General features: G+C 64.4%; 12 protein-coding genes and 2 pseudogenes. 7 read left to right on the top strand and 7 right to left on the bottom strand.

The genetic code is table 11. The annotated features are described in order from the left end of the window. Positions 1 to 328 precede the first annotated feature (328 nt). Complete coding sequence (locus ABEG21_RS12745; RefSeq protein ID WP_347554939.1) at positions 329 to 1,243, top strand: hypothetical protein; 915 nt, start codon at positions 329 to 331, stop codon at positions 1,241 to 1,243. Here the strand turns inward: ABEG21_RS12745 and aroG are convergent, their stop codons facing one another. The 3 genes from aroG to ABEG21_RS12730 all read right to left on the bottom strand — a co-directional run bounded on the left by aroG (position 1,244) and on the right by ABEG21_RS12730 (position 9,285). Continuing rightward, complete coding sequence (gene aroG, locus ABEG21_RS12740) at positions 1,244 to 2,326, bottom strand: 3-deoxy-7-phosphoheptulonate synthase AroG (protein ID WP_347554938.1); 1,083 nt, start codon at positions 2,324 to 2,326, stop codon at positions 1,244 to 1,246. Positions 2,327 to 2,777: 451 nt separating this feature from the next. Further along, a complete protein-coding gene (gene tldD / locus ABEG21_RS12735) occupies positions 2,778 to 4,280 on the bottom strand; it encodes a metalloprotease TldD (RefSeq protein ID WP_347554937.1) in 1,503 nt (500 codons plus the stop codon). 61 nt (positions 4,281 to 4,341) lie between these two features. Beyond that, complete coding sequence (locus tag ABEG21_RS12730; RefSeq protein WP_347554936.1) at positions 4,342 to 9,285, bottom strand: AsmA-like C-terminal region-containing protein; 4,944 nt, start codon at positions 9,283 to 9,285, stop codon at positions 4,342 to 4,344. Between the two features lie 206 nt (positions 9,286 to 9,491). Here ABEG21_RS12730 and ABEG21_RS12725 point away from each other — a divergent pair, with 206 nt between their 5' ends. Together ABEG21_RS12725 and glnE are read left to right on the top strand one after the other, a co-directional pair. Then, positions 9,492 to 9,935 (top strand): hypothetical protein, encoded by a 444-nt coding sequence (locus tag ABEG21_RS12725; protein WP_347554935.1) that lies wholly within the window; start codon positions 9,492 to 9,494, stop codon positions 9,933 to 9,935. Between the two features lie 237 nt (positions 9,936 to 10,172). Next, positions 10,173 to 13,292, top strand: coding sequence for a bifunctional [glutamate--ammonia ligase]-adenylyl-L-tyrosine phosphorylase/[glutamate--ammonia-ligase] adenylyltransferase (gene glnE, locus ABEG21_RS12720; protein ID WP_347556775.1), 3,120 nt, complete (start codon positions 10,173 to 10,175; stop codon positions 13,290 to 13,292). A gap of 7 nt (positions 13,293 to 13,299) precedes the next feature. Here the strand turns inward: glnE and ABEG21_RS12715 are convergent. From ABEG21_RS12715 to ABEG21_RS12705, 3 genes and pseudogenes are all read right to left on the bottom strand, one after another. Further along, positions 13,300 to 14,760, bottom strand: a pseudogene (locus tag ABEG21_RS12715) (DNA repair protein RecN); the annotation flags it as partial. A 126-nt stretch (positions 14,761 to 14,886) separates the two neighbouring features. Beyond that, positions 14,887 to 15,138, bottom strand: a pseudogene (locus ABEG21_RS12710) (AAA family ATPase); the annotation flags it as partial. Between the two features lie 8 nt (positions 15,139 to 15,146). Further along, positions 15,147 to 16,070: an NAD kinase gene (locus tag ABEG21_RS12705; RefSeq protein ID WP_347554934.1), complete on the bottom strand. Its 924-nt coding sequence runs from the start codon at positions 16,068 to 16,070 to the stop codon at positions 15,147 to 15,149. Positions 16,071 to 16,326: 256 nt separating this feature from the next. Here ABEG21_RS12705 and hrcA point away from each other — a divergent pair, with 256 nt between their 5' ends. From hrcA to ABEG21_RS12690, 3 genes are all read left to right on the top strand, one after another. Beyond that, positions 16,327 to 17,358 (top strand): heat-inducible transcriptional repressor HrcA, encoded by a 1,032-nt coding sequence (gene hrcA, locus ABEG21_RS12700; protein ID WP_347554933.1) that lies wholly within the window; start codon positions 16,327 to 16,329, stop codon positions 17,356 to 17,358. A 69-nt stretch (positions 17,359 to 17,427) separates the two neighbouring features. Next, the gene (hemH, locus tag ABEG21_RS12695; RefSeq protein ID WP_347554932.1) at positions 17,428 to 18,594 is read left to right on the top strand and encodes a ferrochelatase; all 1,167 of its coding nucleotides are present in this window, start codon (positions 17,428 to 17,430) and stop codon (positions 18,592 to 18,594) included. Further along, complete coding sequence (locus ABEG21_RS12690) at positions 18,591 to 19,106, top strand: RNA-binding S4 domain-containing protein (protein WP_347554931.1); 516 nt, start codon at positions 18,591 to 18,593, stop codon at positions 19,104 to 19,106. The genes hemH and ABEG21_RS12690 overlap by 4 nt, the downstream gene beginning before the upstream one ends. Here the strand turns inward: ABEG21_RS12690 and ABEG21_RS12685 are convergent. Then, positions 19,045 to 19,239 carry a hypothetical protein gene (locus tag ABEG21_RS12685; RefSeq protein WP_347556841.1) on the bottom strand — a complete coding sequence of 65 codons (195 nt, stop codon included), beginning with the start codon at positions 19,237 to 19,239 and terminating at the stop codon, positions 19,045 to 19,047. The genes ABEG21_RS12690 and ABEG21_RS12685 overlap by 62 nt on opposite strands. Before the next feature lie 370 nt (positions 19,240 to 19,609). Between ABEG21_RS12685 and grpE the strand changes: the two genes are divergently transcribed. Beyond that, positions 19,610 to 20,200, top strand: a complete 591-nt coding sequence (grpE, locus tag ABEG21_RS12680; protein WP_347554930.1) for a nucleotide exchange factor GrpE — start codon at positions 19,610 to 19,612, stop codon at positions 20,198 to 20,200. Positions 20,201 to 20,236: the final 36 nt, after the last annotated feature.

Genomic DNA, 20,236 nt, shown 5'->3' with positions numbered 1-20,236 from the left:
GGCACGCGGATAACGCAGCCTGCGGCCTGCCTGAGCCCGTCCGTCCGCGTTGCACGCACGGTTCGTCCAAGCGGCGGTGACCAGCGCCATAGTCCTATCGATATAGGTCGAGCGCTAACGCCGTGCTTTGCCTCGACGTTCCGATGAAATGCGGCAAAATAGAAACGCATTCCAGTGATCCCGTTCTTCTTGCTATAGGTGTTCTACGAGGCAGTGGTGCGACCCCAATCCTTCAGGATAACGATATATGTCGAGCGAACCCTCTGCATCGACGGCGTTCAACGCAGGGCCGAGAACCTGCGCACCGGTCCCTGGCCGCGGTGCGGTAATGAATCGCACCGTGTTTCCTGAGCCGGAAGCGGAACCGGCTGACGCGCACGCTGCGTATCAGCTGTATCAGGACATCGCGCGCAACCGCGCGCGCAATGGCTTTCTCGATTTTCACAGCAACCAGATGGATCGCGATGCGATGCCGTTTCTGGTGCGGGCGCTGCCTGTCGCGCACGAGATGGCATCCTATCCGACCTTATCGGCCTTTGTCGCCGATCTGCAGCGTCACACGGCCTCGGATCGGTCCGTCTATTTCAATGCCATCGTACCGATGAACGATAGGGCGTCGCAAACGGTGCATACGGTTGCCATGTCGGTGCGGCGCGACGAAGCGCGCACGGGTGCACGGCTCTCGCTGGTCTACGTCGAGCCGGCGTCACTGCCGGCGTTCGATATCGCGGAAGTGCAGGCGGTATCCGAATTGACGCCGATGCACCGAATGGGTCTGGTACTCGCCTCGGTGTATCACGATTTTTTCGGCACGATCTTGCCAGCCGCGTTCGATCCGGCAAGCGCGCCGTATCGATTGGTCATCTCGATGAACTTGCAGAAATCGGCACGGGACTGTGCGATGTTCAGTTTTTTCCTCGCGCGCAGAATGACGCGGGAACTGACCGATCCCTGGCACAGAGACGCCTCCCTGGCGCCATGGCCGCGCGTCCTGCAGGACGCGGCGCTGGCATTGCCGCCGCGTTTCTACAAGCACGCATCGTCGGTGGGTCACATCGGGCAAGTAGTGGAGCAAGCGGGTGGCGATGCCATTATCAATAAACGCGGCGAATCGCTGATGACGCGCACGCACCGATATGTCATGCGTCGTTCCGACAAGCTGAGCGCGAACCACAACGGATCGATTCTGCTGAAACGCGAAGATTACGTGAAGCGCGCGCTCGCCACCTTGCAACAAACGTAATCAGTTGCCGCGGCCATGCAGGACGCGGCGCTGACGCACGGCGGCCGCCAGTGTTTCCAGTACGCCGAGGCTGTCTTCCCAGCCGATACAGGCATCGGTGATGCTTTGACCGTATTGCAGATCGTCGAGCGTGCAGCCCGGGGCCAGGTCTTGACGTCCCGCCACCAGGTGCGATTCGACCATCACGCCGACGATGCGCTGCTCGCCACCGGCGATCTGCGCACCGATATTCGCGCACACCGGAATCTGGTTCTGATGCTTCTTCTCGCTGTTGGCATGGCTCGCGTCCACCATCAGGCGCGGCGCCAGGCCGGCCTGGCCGATCTGCGTGCAGGCGGCATCGACGCTCGCGGCATCGTAGTTCGGCGTCTTGCCACCGCGCAGGATCACATGGCAATCCTCGTTGCCGGCCGTCGAGACGATCGCCGAATGGCCGCCCTTCGTCACCGAGAGGAAGTGATGCGGTTGCGATGCCGACTTGATCGCGTCCACGGCGATCTTCACGTTGCCATCGGTGCCATTCTTGAAGCCGACCGGGCAGGAGAGGCCGGAAGCGAGTTCCCGATGCACCTGGGATTCCGTCGTCCGCGCCCCGATTGCGCCCCACGACACCAGGTCGGCAATGTATTGCGGGCTGATCATGTCGAGGAATTCCGTGCCGGCCGGCACGCCCAGTCGATTGATTTCCACCAGCAGTTCACGCGCGGTACGCAATCCTTCGTTGATCTTGAAACTGTTATCGAGCTTCGGATCGTTGATCAGGCCTTTCCAGCCGACGGTCGTACGCGGCTTCTCGAAGTACACCCGCATGATGACTTCGAGCTCGCCCTTGAAGCGCTCGCGTTGTTCGCGCAGGCGGGCGGCGTATTCGAGCGCCGCTTTCGTATCGTGGATCGAACAGGGCCCGACGATGACGATCAAGCGGTCTTCCATCCCGTGCAGTATCCGATGCAGCGCGGCGCGGGATTCGAAGATCAGTTGCGAGGAAGCCTCGTCGCATGGGAATTCACGCAGCAGGTGCGCGGGGGGCGTCAGCTCTTTCATTTCGCGAATCCGAACGTCATCGGTGTTGTGCGGGCTCATATCGTTTTCCTGGTCTGTCTATCTGTGTTGTCTGCGCTTGGCCGACGTTCCATTCCGTACTTGTCTGGTCACGACACAGCGCGACCGGGCGACAAAAAAGCGAAGCAAAAAAAAACCGCCAGACGGAGCTGGCGGTTCGTTTCGGTGTGTTCAGTGCGTCAGCACGCCTCTCCGTCCGCCATGGGCTCGAGATAAAAATAAAACGCAAAATAAAAGCGGGCGGAATGAGACATGGTCATCACTGGCAACAGTCGTTCAGAGAGGCAGCCGCGGCACCGTCGCGATATCCCTGCGACACGACGCCGCGGCGGCGTCGATAGAGAAACGTTATACGCCCCGCATTCGCGCAAGGCAAGCGGGTCGGTTAATTATGCGGACAATCCTCATAATTGACGCTTCTCATGCGAATAGTCCGCATAATTTTGTTGTTTTTCGCAGATTGCGATAATTCTTAAGCGGTCCCACCCACGGTCATGCGGTCGATCCGCAGCGTCGGTTGCCCCACGCCCACGGGGACGCTTTGGCCATCCTTGCCGCATACGCCCACGCCGCGATCCAGCGCCATGTCGTTGCCGATCATGCTGACGTATTTCAGCGATTCGGGTCCGCTGCCGATCAGGGTCGCGCCCTTGACCGGATAGGTGATCTTGCCGTCTTCGATCATATAGGCCTCGGACGCGGAGAACACGAACTTGCCGTTCGTGATGTCCACCTGGCCGCCGCCGAAGTTGACGGCATATAGACCCTTTTTCACCGAGGCGATGATCTCCTCGGGGGCCTTGTCGCCGTTCAACATATAGGTGTTGGTCATGCGCGGCATGGGCAGTGCCGAGTAGGACTCCCGGCGCGCATTGCCCGTTACCGGCATATTCATCAGGCGGGCATTCAAGGTGTCCTGGATATAGCCTTTCAGAATGCCGTCCTCGATCAGCGTCGTGCACTGCGTGGGATTGCCTTCGTCATCGATATTCAGCGAACCGCGTCGATTCGGCAGCGTGCCGTCGTCGACGATGGTGATGCCCGGCGCGGCCACGCGCTCGCCGATCTTGCCGGCGAAGGCGGACGAGCCCTTACGGTTGAAATCGCCTTCCAGACCGTGTCCCACCGCTTCGTGCAGCAGCACGCCAGGCCAACCCGGGCCGAGTACGACACTCATATTGCCGGCCGGCGCCGGCTTCGCTTCCAGATTCACCAGTGCCGAGCGTACGGCGTCATCGACATAGCTCTCGAGCTTTTCGTCGGTGAAATACAGGTAGTCGAAGCGACCGCCGCCACCGCCGCTGCCCACCTCACGGCGGCCGTCCTGCTCGGCGATCACCGTGACCGAGAGGCGCACCAGCGGGCGAATGTCGGCTGCCATGATGCCGTCGCTGCGGGCGACCATGACGATGTCGTATTCGCCCGCGAGGCCGGCCATCACTTGCTTGATGCGCGGGTCGCGCTTGCGCGCCATCTTTTCCACGCGCTCAAGCAGTTTCACCTTGGTTGTCGCATCCATCGATTCCAAGGGGTCGTGCGGCAGATACAGATCGCGACCATGGACGCCGCGTAACGCGCTGGCGGGCACGATCCGTTTGCCGCCCTTGCCACTGCCGGGTACCTTGATCTTGCCGCTGCCCTGATTGAAGGTGCCGATCGCGCGCGTGGCTTCGGCTGCCTGCATCAGGGCCTGCGGCGACAGATCGTCCGAATAGGCGAAGGCCGTACGATCACCGGCGACGGCACGCACGCCAACGCCCTGATCGATGCTGAAGGAGCCGGATTTGACGATGCCTTCTTCCAGGCTCCAGGCTTCGGAGCGGGTGGTCTGGAAATACAGGTCCGCGTAATCGACGCGTGCCTTGAAAATGCTGCCGAGCGTGCGCAGCAATTGCGCTTCGTCGAGGCCATGCGGTGCCAGCAACGCCTGTTGGGCGACGCTCAGGGAACGGATGGCGGAATCGGTCGGATGCATGCGGAATCCTCGCAAAAGGGAGAAGCGCGCCCTACGGCGGCTTCGGAAAAAATTGCCGGCTTCAGTGCGCCGGTGCCGGCTGCTGGGACACGGCAGTACCGGCTGTTGGGGCAATGTTACCGCGATTGTCATCGCTTCGTCGGACCTCCGGCTTGTTCCAATGGCCCTGCACTTGATAGTGCCGCGTGAGGCTGCGCGAGATCGGTTCGGCCAGCGCCAATTGCGCCACCAAGGTACCGAGGCCGACGATCGGGTTGATGACCGCCGCGGCGATCGATGCGGACACGGCGTTCAAGTGCGGCACCACGGTCACGCGGAAATCCTGCGTTTCGTCGACGACATTGGCCGAGCCGGACATCGTCACCCGCGCCGGTGCCGTCGTCAGTGTCGCATCCTGCGTCGTTGCGATGCCATCATGGATCGCCGTCGTGCCCGACAGTTTGTTGAAGGCCAAGCCTTTGCCGAAGACGCTCTTGAAGTCCAATTGCAGGAAGCGCACCAGCCCTTGCAGACTCAGGATGCCCAGCAGTCGCGCCGCGCCGGGATTGACCTTCAAGAACTGCCCACGGGTCAATTCCAGATTCAGTTTCCCCTCCAGCGTCTTCAGGTCCGGTGTGCCGGGATTGCCGTTCCAGTTCAATGCGCCGTCGAGGCTGCCTTTGCCGCCCTTGATCGTGTTGGGCATCCCGAGTGCCGTCAACAGGGCGCCGGCATCATGAATCCCGAGTTGAAAAATCACGCCGGTATGGGCGTTGGTGCCTGCCGTGTCGACGCGCCAGTTGCCGCTGGCGTGCAAGGTCGCCGACGGATGGGCGAGCGTGAGGTCATCGATCTGCCATATGGTGTCGTCGGCGGTCGCGACATTGTGCGCGAGCAAAGACAGCTTGCCGACGGGCTTGCCTGCGATGCTGAATTGATCGGCCACCAGATCGATTGCAGGGAAACGCTTAGTCGTCTGCGGGACGGCCGCCAGCGTGCGCGTCGTGCGCTCGGCCTGCTGTTGCGCCGCGCCGGTCGCGATGGCGCCGTCATTTGCCGTTGTCGGGTCGGTGGCCGGAATCAGGAGTTTGCTCAATCGGGCGTGCAGGGCGCTGCCGCCTTGCGGCTGCCAACTGGTTTGCCCTGCCACCTCGCGCGAGGCGATATGCGCATGCCAGCCCTGACGGGCGCTCCGGCCTCCCTCGATATGGACATCGTGCCAATGCCGCGAGAGCAGATGGACATCGTCGATGGCGATATCGAAGCGATCCGGCAGCCAGCCACGGCCGGTGCGGTTGGCATCGATGTCCGGCGAGGCATCGGCGGGATCCGGTGCGAAGTTACGCGTGTGCGTGGCGACCGGTACCGCCGCGGGGCGCTCGATTTCGGCCAGCACGGCACGCCAGGCGTCGACATCGAGTTGCGCGGTATGCAACTCACCTAGCACGCCGTGCTCCGGCAACGGCGGCAGATGATTCAAGCCAATGGCGCCGGCGATCACGCTGGATGTCGTGTTGGACGTAGCGTTGCCGGTATGGCTTGCCGGTGCGCTGCCGGCGCCGTTGGGGGTGACCGGCGTGGACGGCACGGTGCGGCGCAGATAGGCCGCGTGCACCGGACCCGCCAGCAGATCGATCCGCTGCACGCTGCTCGACGACTGCGCCGCCGCGCCCCGGGCGCCGGATTTCACGGCTTCGCCATTGCTGCTCACCGTGCGCCAATCCACCGAGACCGGCATCGGTGCGTCGGCGGCTTTATTCAGCGGCGCCGGGAGATCGATGCCAAGCCCCAGCAGGTCGGACTGCAGCGTCAAGCGGGTGGGCTCCACGCCGTCGCGTCTGACTTGCACTTGATAGGGCGCGACGCCGGAGAACCGACGCAATAGCGACGCGTAGCGTGGATCGCTGGCATGGGCCACTCGTTCCGGCGCGACGTGACCGTGAATCTGGATGTTCAAGCTCGCGTCGGCGGCCATCGATCCTTCGGCACGGATATCGCCACCGAGGAAGCGGCCCTGCAGATTGCGGGACGTACCGGTATGCGTGGTGAAGGCCACGTCGCCGGTCAGATTATCGACAGGCGGCGCGTCGCCATAGACGACGCGATTACGTTCGAAATGCAGTTTCCCGGAAACGCTGACCGGATCGACGCGCGGCTTGCCGCCCTTCGTGCCCGAGGTGTTGGGCGGGCCTTGCGTGGTTGCGGCGGCTGGAGCGGCTAGCACCGCGGTGCTGCCTGGCGCGGCGTCCGATGCAGGCGCCTGGGTCGTGGCGGTTTCTGTCCCGCTTGCCAGACTGGTCGCGCCGGGCGTGCCGTGGCGCGAAACATCGATGCGCATCGTCAACGTGGCGTCGCCCTGCGCCTTGGCCGGTGCGGCGATCTGATGACTCCAATAGCCGAGCGGGCTGCGGCCGGCGAAGTCGATGAAATCGGCGAGCGGGCCGCGTATCCGGCTGTCGATCCGCAGCACGCTGTTACGATCGCCCAGATCGGCAATGCGTCCTTGCAGCGTGCTGATTCGGGCCTGCCGGTAGTGCCCTTCGTCGATGTCGAAGCCCAACTGACGGCCATCCACGAACAATCGGCCGGCCAGCCCGTCGAATGCCGGCCATTTTTCCGGCTCGCCATTCGAGAGCCGGACCGCGTCGGATGGCGACACATCGGCAATGGCATCGGTAAAGGGCGCGTTGACGTGGAATACGCTGGTGCCCCCGGCCGGTGCCCCGTCGTCCGGCGTATCGATCTGCGCCACCGCCGGCGCCGGCGCATTGGGCGCGGCGCTCGCGGCTGGCGCGGCTATCCGATAGATACCGCGCGGATAGGGCAGGTCATTGAGTCGGCCATGCGCCTCCACCGTCGCGCCCGTCGAGGTTCCCGCTTTCAACATCCGCGTCAGGTATTCCCGCACCGGTGCGCCGATCGACGTGGGGAGATAACGCGGCACCATCGGCACGCTGGCGCGATCGAGCGCGGCGTTGAGATCGAGATAGCCGTCCTGAGACGTATTGAGCAGCGTGCGGAAGCGCGCCTGAACGTGTCCGGAGAGGTCGGGATTGGACAATGTCACATCGTCGAAATGGGCGTCGAGCCGCTTCGTATCGCCATGCGGCACGATCTGCCAACGCGCGGTGCCGGTCAACGTGTCCAACTGCAAGGTCGGCGCGTCGAACATGCCGCGGATCGTGACGGTGGCATGCCGTGAGTCCAGCTGCACTTGTCCGCCGTCCTGGTCTGCATCGATCACGCCGCGCAGATTGGAAAAGCCCGGTTGTCCGATATGGGGATGGCCCGCCGCATTGACACCGGGGCGCGGCGGCATGGCCGCGAGCGTGACGCCATCGAGGCGTGCATGCAGCTTGAAGCGACGCAACGGCACATCGCCCTGAACTTGGGCAGCCGAGGCGGCGGCCGCGTCGGCCGGCGGATCGCGTTCCCATTCGAGCGCGTAATCGGACAGGACGCCGCTCGGATCGTAGCGGTCGATATTGCGTTTCAATCGGCGCGGCAGCGGCAGCGTGCGAGAGAAATCCGCGAGCAGCCCGATGTCCAGGATATCGCCGGACAGGGCGATTTTCTCGCCGCGTCCGATGCTCGGGACGCGATATTCGCCATCGAAGCGCGACACGTTCAACATGCGCCCGAGCGTCGTGCCATCGGGCAGTGCCGCCTGATCGTCCAGTTCCAGCGAGAGGTCGCGTACCGATGCGTGGTAATCGCCGTCGTGCTGGTTCGCCGCGAACTGGGTATCGACCTTCGGGATACGCAAGGGCGGCAAGCCCTGGCGCAATTGCAGCGCGAGGCCGCGGCCCTTCAGCGACCCGCTGACCTGTCCAACCTCGCCGTGCGCGAATTGCCACCAGCTATGAACATCGATGTGGCCGGCGCGCGCGCCGATCGTGTTGTCGACGTAGTCGTTCAAGGCAGCGACATCCAATGCCGTCGCGCCCAGATAGAGGTCGCCGTCCCAGTTTTGCGGATTGCCGCGGCCGGCCCGGCCGGCGAGCCAGGAGCGAAACGGCGCATGCTGGAAATTGGCGCGGATATCGATCGGCATCACGGCGGCCGCGGTGCCGATGCACGGCGCCTGCGCGCAAGGCTCGCCGGTGGGGTGCACGGTCATGCTCCCCTGCACGCCGAAACGGTGGAAGCGGCCGCTATTGACCAGCGCCATGCGCGCATGGGCCAGTTGCAACAGCGGCGGGGGCGGGGCGCCATGGCCGGGACCGGCTTGATCGATCCATCGGAAGTCCAGATCCCGAACGACGATCTCGCGTTGTCCCAGAAGCCAGCTGGGCACGGTGTAGGGGTTTTCCGCGTGATGCTGACCGACGGCAATACCGCCGATCCGAATCAGTCCGGACGGATCGCGCACGGCGGTCACGCGCGCATGATCGATCGACAGTTGCGACAGGATGGGTTGCAGGCGCAAGAGCGATCGCCACGCCAGCGTGGCTTGGATACGGTCGACGCTCGCATCGGATTGCGCCGGGTCGTTTTCGCCGATATGGAGGTCGGTGACGGTGAACGTCGGTTTGAAGCCGGTCCAATGCGCGCCGATCCGGCCGATGTGAACCGGCGCATGCAACTGCGCGCTGACAAGCGCTTCCACCTTGGGGCGAAAGCGATCGACATTCGGCATCACGACATAGCGCAGCATCAAGGCAACGGCGCCGAAGACGAAATAGACGATCAAGGCAATGATCGTCACGACCGCCAGTACGCGCTTCAATACCCGCATCGAACAAGCGAAATAGCGCGCGCGTCGGCTGCGCTCGTCGGGGCCCGAGGGGTCGCGACCGTCATCGTCGCCACCGCTGCCCCCCCCATCACCGCTCCCCCCATTGCCACCTGCGGAGGCACCGGAAACGATGCCCGGCGCGTTCTGGACGGCCCACTTGCCGCCGCTGGCAAAGGACGCGAGATGCGACGCTACACGGCCCACGCTCTTGGCGCCTGCCCGATGTACGCGGTCTTGCGATTGCGCTGGCGACGGTGACGGGGTGGCGGGCGCGCGGCGATCGAGCATGCGGCGGTAGTTGGGCAGGCAGTGTGAGTTGAGGGCGACGTTCCAATGTATCACAGTGCCGCTGCAGGCCAGGTGAAGCGCGACGCGATGACGGGCCCGTCCTTCGGGCGAACGCTATCTCAGAATGTTCAACAAGCCGCGACCGAGGCCCCGCTGACGCATGGGGTTCAAATACACTCGGATTCGATAAAAACAGGAGTGCAAAAATGCGAACCCAGGTCATGGCAGCGATAACGATAACGCTGACGGCATTGGCGGGTTGTGTGACGGACGCCCAGTTCGAAGCGGGGGTTGGCGCCCTGAAGGGGCGGCCCTTGTCGGATGCGATACAGGTACTGGGCTATCCCACCGGCGAGCGTCGGATCGCCGGGACGCACATCGTTCATTGGGGCGCGAAAACCACCGATATGGTGCCGGTCACGACGTTTGCGCAATCGACGCAGACGGGGTCCATCGGTAAAACCGATTTCGATACATCGAAAACGACGCGGTCGACGCAGTTCGTCCCGGTCACGACCACGTGCGACATCAATCTGCAAGTCAACGAAAACAACATCATCGTCGGCGGGAGCTATGCCGGCGATCTGGACGGCTGCCACAAGGCTATCCGGGCGATGGATGCGTATCGCGCCTCCCGCGGCATCACCTGACGCGTGCCCGAATACGGTTGACCAGGATTTCCGCTGTGACGCGTTTTGGCATACGCTTCCGGTTCTACCGGTGAATCGTGTGTGCGTGCCATGTCCCAACTTCCTTCCGCAGTTCCTTCAGCCGCGTCTGCGGCCCCATCCGATGCTGGCGGGGAGGGCGGCGCGCCGACGCTGTCTCTGTCGCCGACGCTGTCGCAGCGCTGCGCGGCCTATTCCCGCTATGCGGCCCGAACCTTCATGGCACGTCCCGACGTTGCCGGCTATGTCGACGCACAAGGTGCCCAGCCTCTGACCCGTGAAAGCATCGTCGCGCGTCATGCCTGTCGTCGCGATGAGGCGGAGGCCGAGATCCGTGCGACGCACACGCTGCGCGCCGATGCGGTGCTCGATGACGATCAGCGCCACGATGCCCTGTGCACGGCGCTGCGCCGCCTGCGTGCCGACATTTTCTGCACGGTGATGGCCCGTGACCTGGCGGGGCTGGCCGACGTCGCGGAGGTCACCGGTGCGATGAGCGATCTGGCCGAGGTCGTCGTTGCGGAGGCGCTGGACACGATCCAGAGTGCCATGATCCGCCGCTTCGGCACGCCCACGGCGGAATCCGACGGCGCGCCGCTGACGCTCGGCGTCGTCGGCATGGGCAAGCTCGGTGGTCGCGAATTGAATGTGTCGTCCGATATCGATCTGATCTTCGTCTACGAGGAAGAGGGACAGACCACCGGCGGCGAACGCGCGGGTATCGACAATCACGACTTTTTCACGCGGGTGGGGCGCAAGCTGATCGGGGCGCTGTCCGAACGCACCGCGGATGACTATGTCTTCCGTGTCGACATGCGTTTGCGGCCGAACGGCGATTCCGGCCCGCTGGTCTGCAGCATGGCGATGCTGGAGGCCTACTTCTTCGTGCAAGGTCGCGAGTGGGAGCGCTACGCGTGGATCAAGGGGCGCTTGCTGCCGTGTGTCGATCAAAGCGTCGTGCGCGATGCGCAGGCGCGGCTTGCGGTGCAACTCGATCAATTGGTGCGGCCCTTCGTCTATCGGCGCTATCTGGATTTCGGCGTCATCGACGCGATTCGTTCGCTGCATCGGCAGATCGGCGAGGAGGCACGGCGACGGGCGCTGCTCCGGCCGGACCTGTCCGACGACGTGAAACTGGGACGCGGCGGCATTCGCGAAATCGAATTCGGCGCTCAGGTGTTTCAACTCGTGCGGGGCGGGCAGGATCCGGCGCTCCGACTGCGACCGACATTGCAGGTCTTAGCAATTGCAGCGCAGCGCGGCTTGATCGGTGACGCCAACGTCGATGCGCTGCGTGCCGCCTATGATTTTCTGCGGCGCATCGAGCATCGTTTGCAATATGCGGAAGATGCGCAGACGCACGCGATGCCGGTGGAAGCGTCGCGCCGTGTCGCTTTGGCTGCCGCGATGGGATATGCCGATGCGCAAGGCATCGGCGATTACGCGGCGCTGCAAGCGGCTTTGGCCGGGCATCGCGACGTGGTGGAACGGGAGTTCGAACAGGTCTTCGCGCCACAGGATGCACCGCCGGCCGGCACCTTGCCGACCGGCGCATCGGCCGACGGTCCGGCCTTGCGTGTGGGCGGCGATGCGCCGGCGGCGCTGTCCGCCGTTCCGCCGTCTCACGCCGTTGACGATGCGGCCGCGGCCTTGTGGCATGAAACCTCGGCGGAGGGCGGATCGGATGGGCCGCAAGGGCGCGCCGCATTGCGGCAGTACGCGGTCAGCCTCGGGTTGATCGACAGCGACGACGCGGAAAAGGGAGGCGAGGCGCGTGCGGAGGCGACAAGCAAACGCCCCGGCGCTGATGATGTCGCGCTCGACGAGCTGGTCGCGCGGATGCGGGCGATGCATACGGCCTCGCGTTATCAGCAGTTGCCGTCGGAAAGTCGCGAGCGGGTCGATGCACTGGTCCGCCGTGCGCTGGTCGAACTGTCGGCATCGGCCTCCGCGGCATCGCGTGACGCGGCTGCCGCGGGCGAGTCCGGCCCGAGTGCCCGACGCCTGGTGTTCGTGCGCTGGCTCGATCTGCTGGAACGGATTTGCGGCCGCCGCGCTTATCTGGCCTTACTGACCGAGTTTCCGGCGGCCTTACGCCGTGTACTCGACGTGCTCGCCGGCGCGCAGTGGGCGGCCAGCTATTTGATCAAGCATCCGCAATTGCTCGATGAATTGCTCGACGACCGCACCGTGCACGCGCCCTTCGATTGGCCGGCGTTCGCGCGGGATCTGCGCGAGAAGCTGCGCGGCACGGCCAAGGCTGCCGGCGTTGGCGGCGCCCGCGTCCAGGCCGCGCCCGACGTCGAGCAGCAGATGGACCTGCTGCGTCATGCCCAGCATGCCGAAACCTTTCGCATTCTGCTACGGGATCTGTACGGCGTATTGAGCGTGGAAGCGGTCAGCGACCGCCTATCGGAATTGGCCGACACGATCCTCGACGTGACGTTGGAGACCGTCTGGCGCGCGATTGCCGAGCGGCCGATGCTGGATGGCGACCTGCCGCGCTTTGCGATCATCGCCTATGGGAAATTGGGCGGCAAAGAGTTGGGATATGGTTCGGACCTCGACCTGATCTTCCTCTACGACGACCAGCGCGAGGGCGACGACGTGGCGGAGCATTACACGCGTCTGGCGCGTCGGCTTATCAGTTGGTTGACGACGGCGACGGGAGCAGGCCAACTCTACGATGTCGATCTCCGGCTTCGGCCGAACGGTTCATCGGGCTTGCTGGTGACGCCGATCGACGGATTCCGTCGCTACCAACAACGCGCGGCGGGTCAGGCCAACACGGCGTGGGTGTGGGAGCATCAGGCCATCACGCGGGCGCGCTATTGCGCGGGCGATCCGGCGATCGGCGCGACGTTCGAGGCGATCCGCACCGAGGTGCTCGCGACGCCGCGCGACGGGCAGGCGCTAGCGGCCGAGATCGTCGCGATGCGCGATCGCGTGCATGACGGGCATCCGAATCACAGCGGTCTGTTCGATCTGAAGCATGACCGAGGCGGCATGGTCGATATCGAGTTCCTGGTGCAATACGGCGTTCTGTTGCATGCGGCGCACCATCCGGCGCTGATCCGCAATAGCGGCAATCTGGCCCTGCTCGATGTCCTGGCGGGATTGGGATTCGCGCCGATCGACGACATCCATGCGGTGCAGGCCGCGTATCGGCGTTATCGGATTCTGCAACATCGAGTGCGGCTGGACGGCGCCACGCATGCCCGCGTGGCATCGCCGCGGGTGGAAGCGGAGCGGCAAGCAGTCCGCCGACTATGGGACCACGTGTTCGGCAACACGACGCCGGCGTTGGATCCCACGTTGTCGGGGGATCCGATGGGCTAGGCGCCCCTCACGCGGACAGCATTTCCTTCGCATGTCGGCGCGTCGTCGCGGTGATGTCGATGCCGCCGAGCATCCGTGCGATCTCCTCGATGCGTTCGCTGCCATCGATCCGATTGACCGCGCTGACGGTCTCGCTTTCGGCGCCGATCTCGTCGCCGCCGACCGCGGCCTGCGTCGTGATGTCCCGAACCTGCTTTGCCACGCGCAGATGGCGATCGCCCCGTGCCGCGACTTGCGGCAAGTGCGTCACGCACAACACCTGGCGCATGCCACCCAACTGATGCAGCAGCCGTCCGACCACTTCCGCCACCGCGCCGCCGATACCGGTATCCACTTCATCGAAGATCAGCGTCGGCGTCGGGCTGGCGGCGCTGGCAATGACCGACAGCGCCAGACTGATCCGTGCCAACTCCCCACCCGATGCCACTCGGGCCAAGGGGCGGCGCGGCACGCCGGGATGCCCGGCCACCAGAAACTCGACCTGTTCCAGACCGTTCGGGCCGCCGACCAGATGATTGCTGTCGCCATCCCGGACGGACTGTAGCGGCGTCAGCGCAACTTCGAAACTGCCGCCCACCATCGACAGCTCCTGCATGCCGGTGGTGACGCCCGCCGATAGCACGCCCGCCGCGGCGTGCCGAATCGTCGACAACGCCTGCGCGGCTTCACGATAGGCCAGGGCCGCTTCCTGTTCTGCTTTTTCGAGCGCCGTGAAGTCCGCCTCGGCGTCCAGCGCCGCCAGTCGCGTGCGCCGTTCGCCCAAGGCATCGCCGAGCGCTTCCGGTGCGATGCGGAACTTCCGCGAGGCCGCGTGGAGCGCGTTCAAGCGCTCGTCGACTTGCTCCAGCCGCTGCGGATCGAGATCGAGGCGCTGCGCGTAATGCGTCAACGAGTAGACCGCTTCCTGCAGCTGAATTTGCGCGGGCTCCAGCGCGAGGAGGACATCGCGCAGATTCTCGTCGATATCGGCCAGTGCCTGGATACGGCTCGTGATCGCTGAGACGCGGCCGATCAGCGCATCGTCGGATTCGGACAGGACATCGATGGCACCGCGTACCCCGTCGATCAGATTGGCGGCGTGGAAAAGGCGCTGATGCTCCTGGCCGATTTCTTCCCACTCGCCGGCCTGCGGCGCCAGCGTCTCCAGTTCATTGACCTGCCAGGCCAACTGCTCGCGTTCGAGCTGAATCTGCTCGCTGCGCTTGCGCGCGTCGTCGATGCGCGCGCGTGCCGCACGCCAGTCTGCCCAGGCCGAGGCGGTGCGCGCAGCGGCTTGCGTCGCGCCGGCGTGGGTATCGAACAGCAGCCGCTGCGCATCGGGCCGCATCAAGGCCTGATGCGCGTGCTGGCCGTGGATATCGACGAGCATTTCGCCCAGTTCGCGCAACTGGCCCAGCGTTGCCGGCGTCCCGTTGATGAAAGCGCGCGAGCGTGCACCGGTCGCATCGACCACGCGGCGCAAAATCACCGGCGGTCCGACCGGCGCGGATCGTGGCGCGCCGCTGCGGGCGGATTTGCCACGCGTCGGCTTGGCGACGTCCTTCGTGTCCTTGGCCGCCGCAGCCGCGTGCGCCTCGGCCGCATAATCGGCGTCGTCGAGCGCATGGTCGCGCAGCCATTCGGCCAGCGCCGGCGGCGCGTCGAATACGGCACTCAGATCGGCGCGCACGGCCCCGTTGCGCACCACGCTGCCATCGCTGCGTGCGCCCAGGATCAGCGCCAGCGCATCGATCAGAATCGATTTGCCCGCGCCGGTCTCGCCGGAGAAAACGGTGAATCCCGCGTCGAACTCGATGTCGAGGCGGTCGACGATGACGAAATCGCGAATCGAAAGGTGTCGAAGCATGACGGCGTTCAGTTCTGCCGTGGATCGTTGGCCGGATGTTCATTCCAGTACAGCTTCTTGCGCAGCGTGGCGAAGTAGCTATATCCCACCGGATGGAGGAATGGCACCGTATGTGAGGAGCGCCGGATCTCGATGATGTCGTCGAGGGCCAGGGCCGTGAAGGATTGCATGTCGAAATTGACGTTGACCTCGCGGCCGCCGATGACCTGCACGCTGATCTCGGATTTGTCCGGCAGCACGATCGGGCGATTCGACAGCGCCTGCGGCGCGATCGGCACCAGCACGATCCCACCGGCCTGCGGATGCAGGATCGGGCCCTGGGATGCCAGCGCATAGGCAGTCGAGCCGGTCGGCGTTGCCACGATCAGGCCGTCCGAACGCTGCGAATACATAAAGCGCCCGTCCACGACGACGCGTAGTTCCGCCATGCCGGAGAAGCCGCTGCGGTTCACCACGACATCGTTGAAAGCGAGCGCGTCGTATATCTGCTTGCCGTCGCGCATGATCCGCGCCTCGAGCAGCGTGCGCTCCTCGCGTTCGTACTGACCGTCGAGCAGTTCCGGGACCACCCGGTTCATATCGGCGATCGGGATATCGGTGATGAATCCCAGACGCCCGTGGTTGATGCCGATCAACGGCGTGCCGTACGGCGCCAATTCGCGCCCGACGCCCAGCATCGTGCCATCGCCGCCGACGACCACCGCGACGTCGGCGCGCTCGCCGATCTCGGAGGTTGTCGCCACCGACGGCTTGGCCTGCAGCGAATCCAAATGATTCTTGAGATCGATCTCGCCAGCCGTCGCCGCTTCGAAAATCAATGTAAAGCCGCGTGCTTCGATGGCGCGAGCCAGCGTCAGCAACGGTTCGCCGATATTCGGCGTATTCGGCCTGCCGATCAGCGCGACGGTCTTGAAGGGGGAGCGTGTTTCCATTTGCGCATTACACCACAGGCGATGGGGAGAACTCTACCGCAACGGCATCGCCGCGTCCCTCGGGCATTCGGCCAGTGCCTTGGCGAAATGGCACGCGCAACGGTTGATCGACGCGCACGGCCGGCGGTCCCATTGCAACGACTCGCGGGGCGTCGGCTGCGGGCGCAATCGAACCGCAGTGGCGGAATTACCGCTATTCGCTTGTAATCGCTGCCGTTACCGGCCTGCTGGGGGCGGATTGCGCTAGAATTCCTTCATGCTAGACCCTCGCGCCCAAACACTGCTGACGACCCTGATCGAACGGTATATCGCCGAAGGTCAGCCTGTCGGCTCGCGCACGCTGTCTAAGTATTCCGGACTGGCGCTCAGTCCCGCGACGATCCGCAATGTGATGTCGGATCTGGAGGACCTCGGTCTGGTCACCAGCCCGCACACGTCGGCGGGTCGGATCCCGACGCCGCGCGGGTACCGGCTGTTCGTCGACACGATGCTGACGTCGAAGCCGCTGACCGTCGACGGCGAGGCCGCCGATTTTGCAAAGCGGGTGGCGGCGCAACTCCAGCAAGGCCAGCCGCAGAAGGTCGTGGCCGCCGCCGCGGGCATTCTGTCGAATTTGTCGCAGTTCGCCGGTGTTGTCCTGACGCCACGCCGCAGCCAGAGTTTCCGGCAAATCGAGTTCATGCGCTTGTCCGACAAACGCATCCTGCTCGTCATCGTCACGCCCGAGGGCGACATCCAGAACCGGATCATGGCGACGCAGCGCGAGTATTCGCCGTCGCAGCTGGTGGAAGCGTCGAACTATATCAATGCGAATTACGCCGGGCAGTCGTTCGAGGAAGTCCGTCGGCGCCTGCGTGAAGAAATCGACGCCGTGCGGGCCGATATGACGCATCTGATGCAGGCGGCGGTGGAGGTCGGCAGCGAGGAAGCGTCCGGCGACGGCGACACGCTGCTGATTTCCGGCGAGCGCAATCTGCTGGAAGTCACGGACCTCTCGTCCAGCATGGACCGGATGCGTCGTTTGTTCGATCTGTTCGACCAGAAGACCAGCCTGCTGCAATTGCTCGACGTATCGAGCCATGCGCAGGGCGTGCAGATCTATATCGGCGGCGAGTCTAGTCTGGTGCCCATCGAGGAGATGAGCGTGGTCACCGCGCCCTACGAGGTCGACGGCAAGATCGTCGGTACGCTCGGCGTGATCGGTCCGACGCGCATGGCCTATGACCGTGTGATTCCGATCGTCGATATCACCGCGCGACTGTTGTCGAACGCATTAAGTCAGCACTGATCCGGTCTCCCAGGCGCAGCGATGGCGCCTCGGGGTACACTGACGAACAGCCTGCCAATGCGCCTCACTATGAATTCACCGATCAGTGCCCTCGGCGCGGACCTTTTGTCCGAGCCATCCGCCGCAGCGTCCTCGGCCATGTCCGCATCGCCATCGCTTACCTCACCTTCAGCTGTCCCGCCGGCATCGTATGGTGCGTCGTCGTCCGTCGCCGATGCACGGGCAGCGTCGGGAACGGCGGTATTGCTGATCAATCTCGGTACGCCCGATGCGGCGGAACCGGGCGCGGTAGGACGCTACCTCACGGAATTTCTGTCGGATCCGCGTGTCGTCGAGATTCCGGCGCTGTTGTGGCAACCGTTGCTGCGGGGCGTCATCGTCCCGCTGCGCTCGCGCGCCTCCGCTAAAAAGTACGCGTCGGTGTGGATGGACGAAGGATCGCCGCTACGGGTCTACACCGTGCGGCAGACCGCCGCCTTGCGCAGTCGATTTGCCGAACTGGGTCTGCCGGTGCGCGTCGAGTATGCGATGCGGTACGGCACGCCGAACATCGGCGCGCAGATCCGCGCGCTGCAGGCCGACGGCATCGAGCGGATTCTGCTGTTGCCGATGTATCCGCAATATTCGGCGTCCACGACGGCGACCGCTTTCGATGCAGCCTACGATACCTTGCGCCAGATGCGCGACCAGCCAGCATTGCGGGCCGTCAAATCCTATCCGACGGACCCCGGCTATATTGCTGCGCTGGCCGAGCAGGTGGCGCGTTTCTGGCGGGAACACGGCGCCCCGGACTTTGCAGCCGGCGACAAGCTGCTGCTGAGTTTCCATGGCGTGCCGAAGCGCACCATTACGCTGGGAGACCCGTACCAGGCCGAGTGTCTGGCAACCGGCGCACGGCTGGCGGAAGTGCTTGAGCTAGACAGTGATGCCTGCCGGGTGACGTTCCAGTCGCGTTTTGGCAAGGCCGAATGGCTGCAGCCTTATACGGAACCGACGGCGATCGCCTTGGCGCAGTCGGGAACCCGACGCATCGACGTGTTCACGCCCGGCTTTACCGCCGATTGCCTGGAGACGATCGAGGAAATCGGCTTGGAAGTCCGCGATGCCTTCCTGCATGCCGGCGGTGACACATTCCGCCGCATTCCCTGCCTGAACGATGCGCCGGCATGGATTGCCGGCCTTGCCACCCTGTGCGCCGATAATCTCGCCGGCTGGCCCGGCGGTCCGTCGCGATGAGTCGCGGGCGGTCGGGCCGTTCCCAGCAAAAGGGGACGGAGGCCGGGGCACGTGACGACGCCGAGGCGCGGGGCCCGAGCAAGGGCGCCGACACGCAGGGCGGCAAGGCACGTATCGATAAATGGTTATGGGCGACGCGCTTCTTCAAAACCCGGTCGCTGGCGCAACAGGCGGTGCAGAACGGCCGCATCCGCGTGGGCGAAGATCCGGTCAAACCGTCGCGGGATGTCCGTATCGGGGAGGTCGTGACGATCGATATCGAGGCGGGGCGATGGATTGTCGTCGTGCGGGATGTCAGCGAAGTGCGGGGCCCGGCACCGGTGGCGCGGTTGCTCTACGAGGAAACCGAGGCGAGCGCTCAGGCGCGGGAGGCCGAACGCACGCGTCGTCAGCTGTTTCGCGAGCCGGCCGATGGCTGGCACGGCCGGCCGACGAAACGCGAGCGACGTGTTATTGCGCGAGTGGGGAGTTCAGCTCACGATACGCCCGATGGCTGGCCGGATAGGGATTGAGCCAGTCGCGGGTCAGCGCTTTCGCGGTGCCGTATTCCGAGGTCCGCGCGCTTACGGCGCCGGACAGGCAAATGGTCGTCGTTCCCGCCACCAGGAGCGTCAGGATGAAGACGACTGCGAATGTCAATTTCATTTATTCACCTCTTGTTTTGACTGCGCGGCGACGGGACTGGTCTATCCCAATGCACGTCGTCATTCTAATGCGGCCGCAGGGCGGCGTCATCGGGCTAAGTCCCTGTTTCGGGTAAAGAATGTAACCACGTGTTGCGGGTTTTCCCAGGGCTGCCGAGAAGGGGGCGGGAGAGCGGTAACAACGCCTCGTCGGACGCGCACGAGCGGTATTTTTGGGTCACCCGCGGCGCGTGACGAAATGCTGCGGCAGGCAGTCCACCGCGTCGCGTAAATTTCTGCGCTGTGGACTTGAAAACAACGGAATCGTCTCCAACTCGTGGGGAGAGGGCCGTGCGCCGGATCAATCACACAGACTCAGACGGGAAACGAGCATGCAAGACAATCCAGCGAACCGCGATCAGCAGACGACGGACAATGCCGCGGCGGACGCGGTGAATCAGGCATCGCAGGCCGACACGGCGGCGACGGCAGCGGCGTCGAGCGACCAGATCGATGGCGCCGACCAGCAAGCCGAAGCGGCACTGGCGGAAGCGCAGGCGCAGATCGCCGCGTTGAAGGAAGAATTCTTGCGGGCCAAGGCGGAGACGGAAAACGTCCGACGTCGCGGGCAGGACGAGAAGGAAAAAGCGCATAAGTTCGCAATCGAGAGTTTCGCCGAACACCTGCTGCCGGTGGTGGACAGCCTGGAAGCCGGGCTCGGCGCGGACGCCTCGAATGCCGAGAAGCTGCGCGAAGGGATGGACCTGACGCTGAAGCAACTGCTGGCGGCCTTGGAAAAGGGTCGTATCAAGGTTGTGGCGCCGGCGACGGGTGAAAAGTTCGATCCGCACTTTCACCAGGCCATTTCGATGGTGCCGGCGGAGCAAGAGCCGAATACCGTTGTCACGGTCCTGCAAAAGGGCTATGTGATCGCGGAGCGCGTGCTGCGCCCGGCGCTGGTGATGGTGGCCGCGCCGAAGTAAGCGTCGGCGGTCGCGCGACACGTAGCGCGCGACAAA

The sequence above is a fragment of the Robbsia sp. KACC 23696 genome (genome assembly GCF_039852015.1).
GTDB lineage: Bacteria > Pseudomonadota > Gammaproteobacteria > Burkholderiales > Burkholderiaceae > Robbsia.
The sequence above is the reverse complement of the archived record's forward strand: the minus strand, read 5'-3'. Positions and strand labels throughout refer to the sequence as shown.

Coding starts and splice junctions, on each gene's coding strand:
- ABEG21_RS12745 (WP_347554939.1), top strand. CDS start 329: ATGAATCGCACCGTGTTTCCTGAGCCGGAAGCGGAACCGGCTGACGCG.
- aroG (WP_347554938.1), bottom strand. CDS start 2,326: ATGAGCCCGCACAACACCGATGACGTTCGGATTCGCGAAATGAAAGAG.
- tldD (WP_347554937.1), bottom strand. CDS start 4,280: ATGCATCCGACCGATTCCGCCATCCGTTCCCTGAGCGTCGCCCAACAG.
- ABEG21_RS12730 (WP_347554936.1), bottom strand. CDS start 9,285: ATGCTCGATCGCCGCGCGCCCGCCACCCCGTCACCGTCGCCAGCGCAA.
- ABEG21_RS12725 (WP_347554935.1), top strand. CDS start 9,492: ATGCGAACCCAGGTCATGGCAGCGATAACGATAACGCTGACGGCATTG.
- glnE (WP_347556775.1), top strand. CDS start 10,173: ATGGCACGTCCCGACGTTGCCGGCTATGTCGACGCACAAGGTGCCCAG.
- ABEG21_RS12705 (WP_347554934.1), bottom strand. CDS start 16,070: ATGGAAACACGCTCCCCCTTCAAGACCGTCGCGCTGATCGGCAGGCCG.
- hrcA (WP_347554933.1), top strand. CDS start 16,327: ATGCTAGACCCTCGCGCCCAAACACTGCTGACGACCCTGATCGAACGG.
- hemH (WP_347554932.1), top strand. CDS start 17,428: ATGAATTCACCGATCAGTGCCCTCGGCGCGGACCTTTTGTCCGAGCCA.
- ABEG21_RS12690 (WP_347554931.1), top strand. CDS start 18,591: ATGAGTCGCGGGCGGTCGGGCCGTTCCCAGCAAAAGGGGACGGAGGCC.
- ABEG21_RS12685 (WP_347556841.1), bottom strand. CDS start 19,239: ATGAAATTGACATTCGCAGTCGTCTTCATCCTGACGCTCCTGGTGGCG.
- grpE (WP_347554930.1), top strand. CDS start 19,610: ATGCAAGACAATCCAGCGAACCGCGATCAGCAGACGACGGACAATGCC.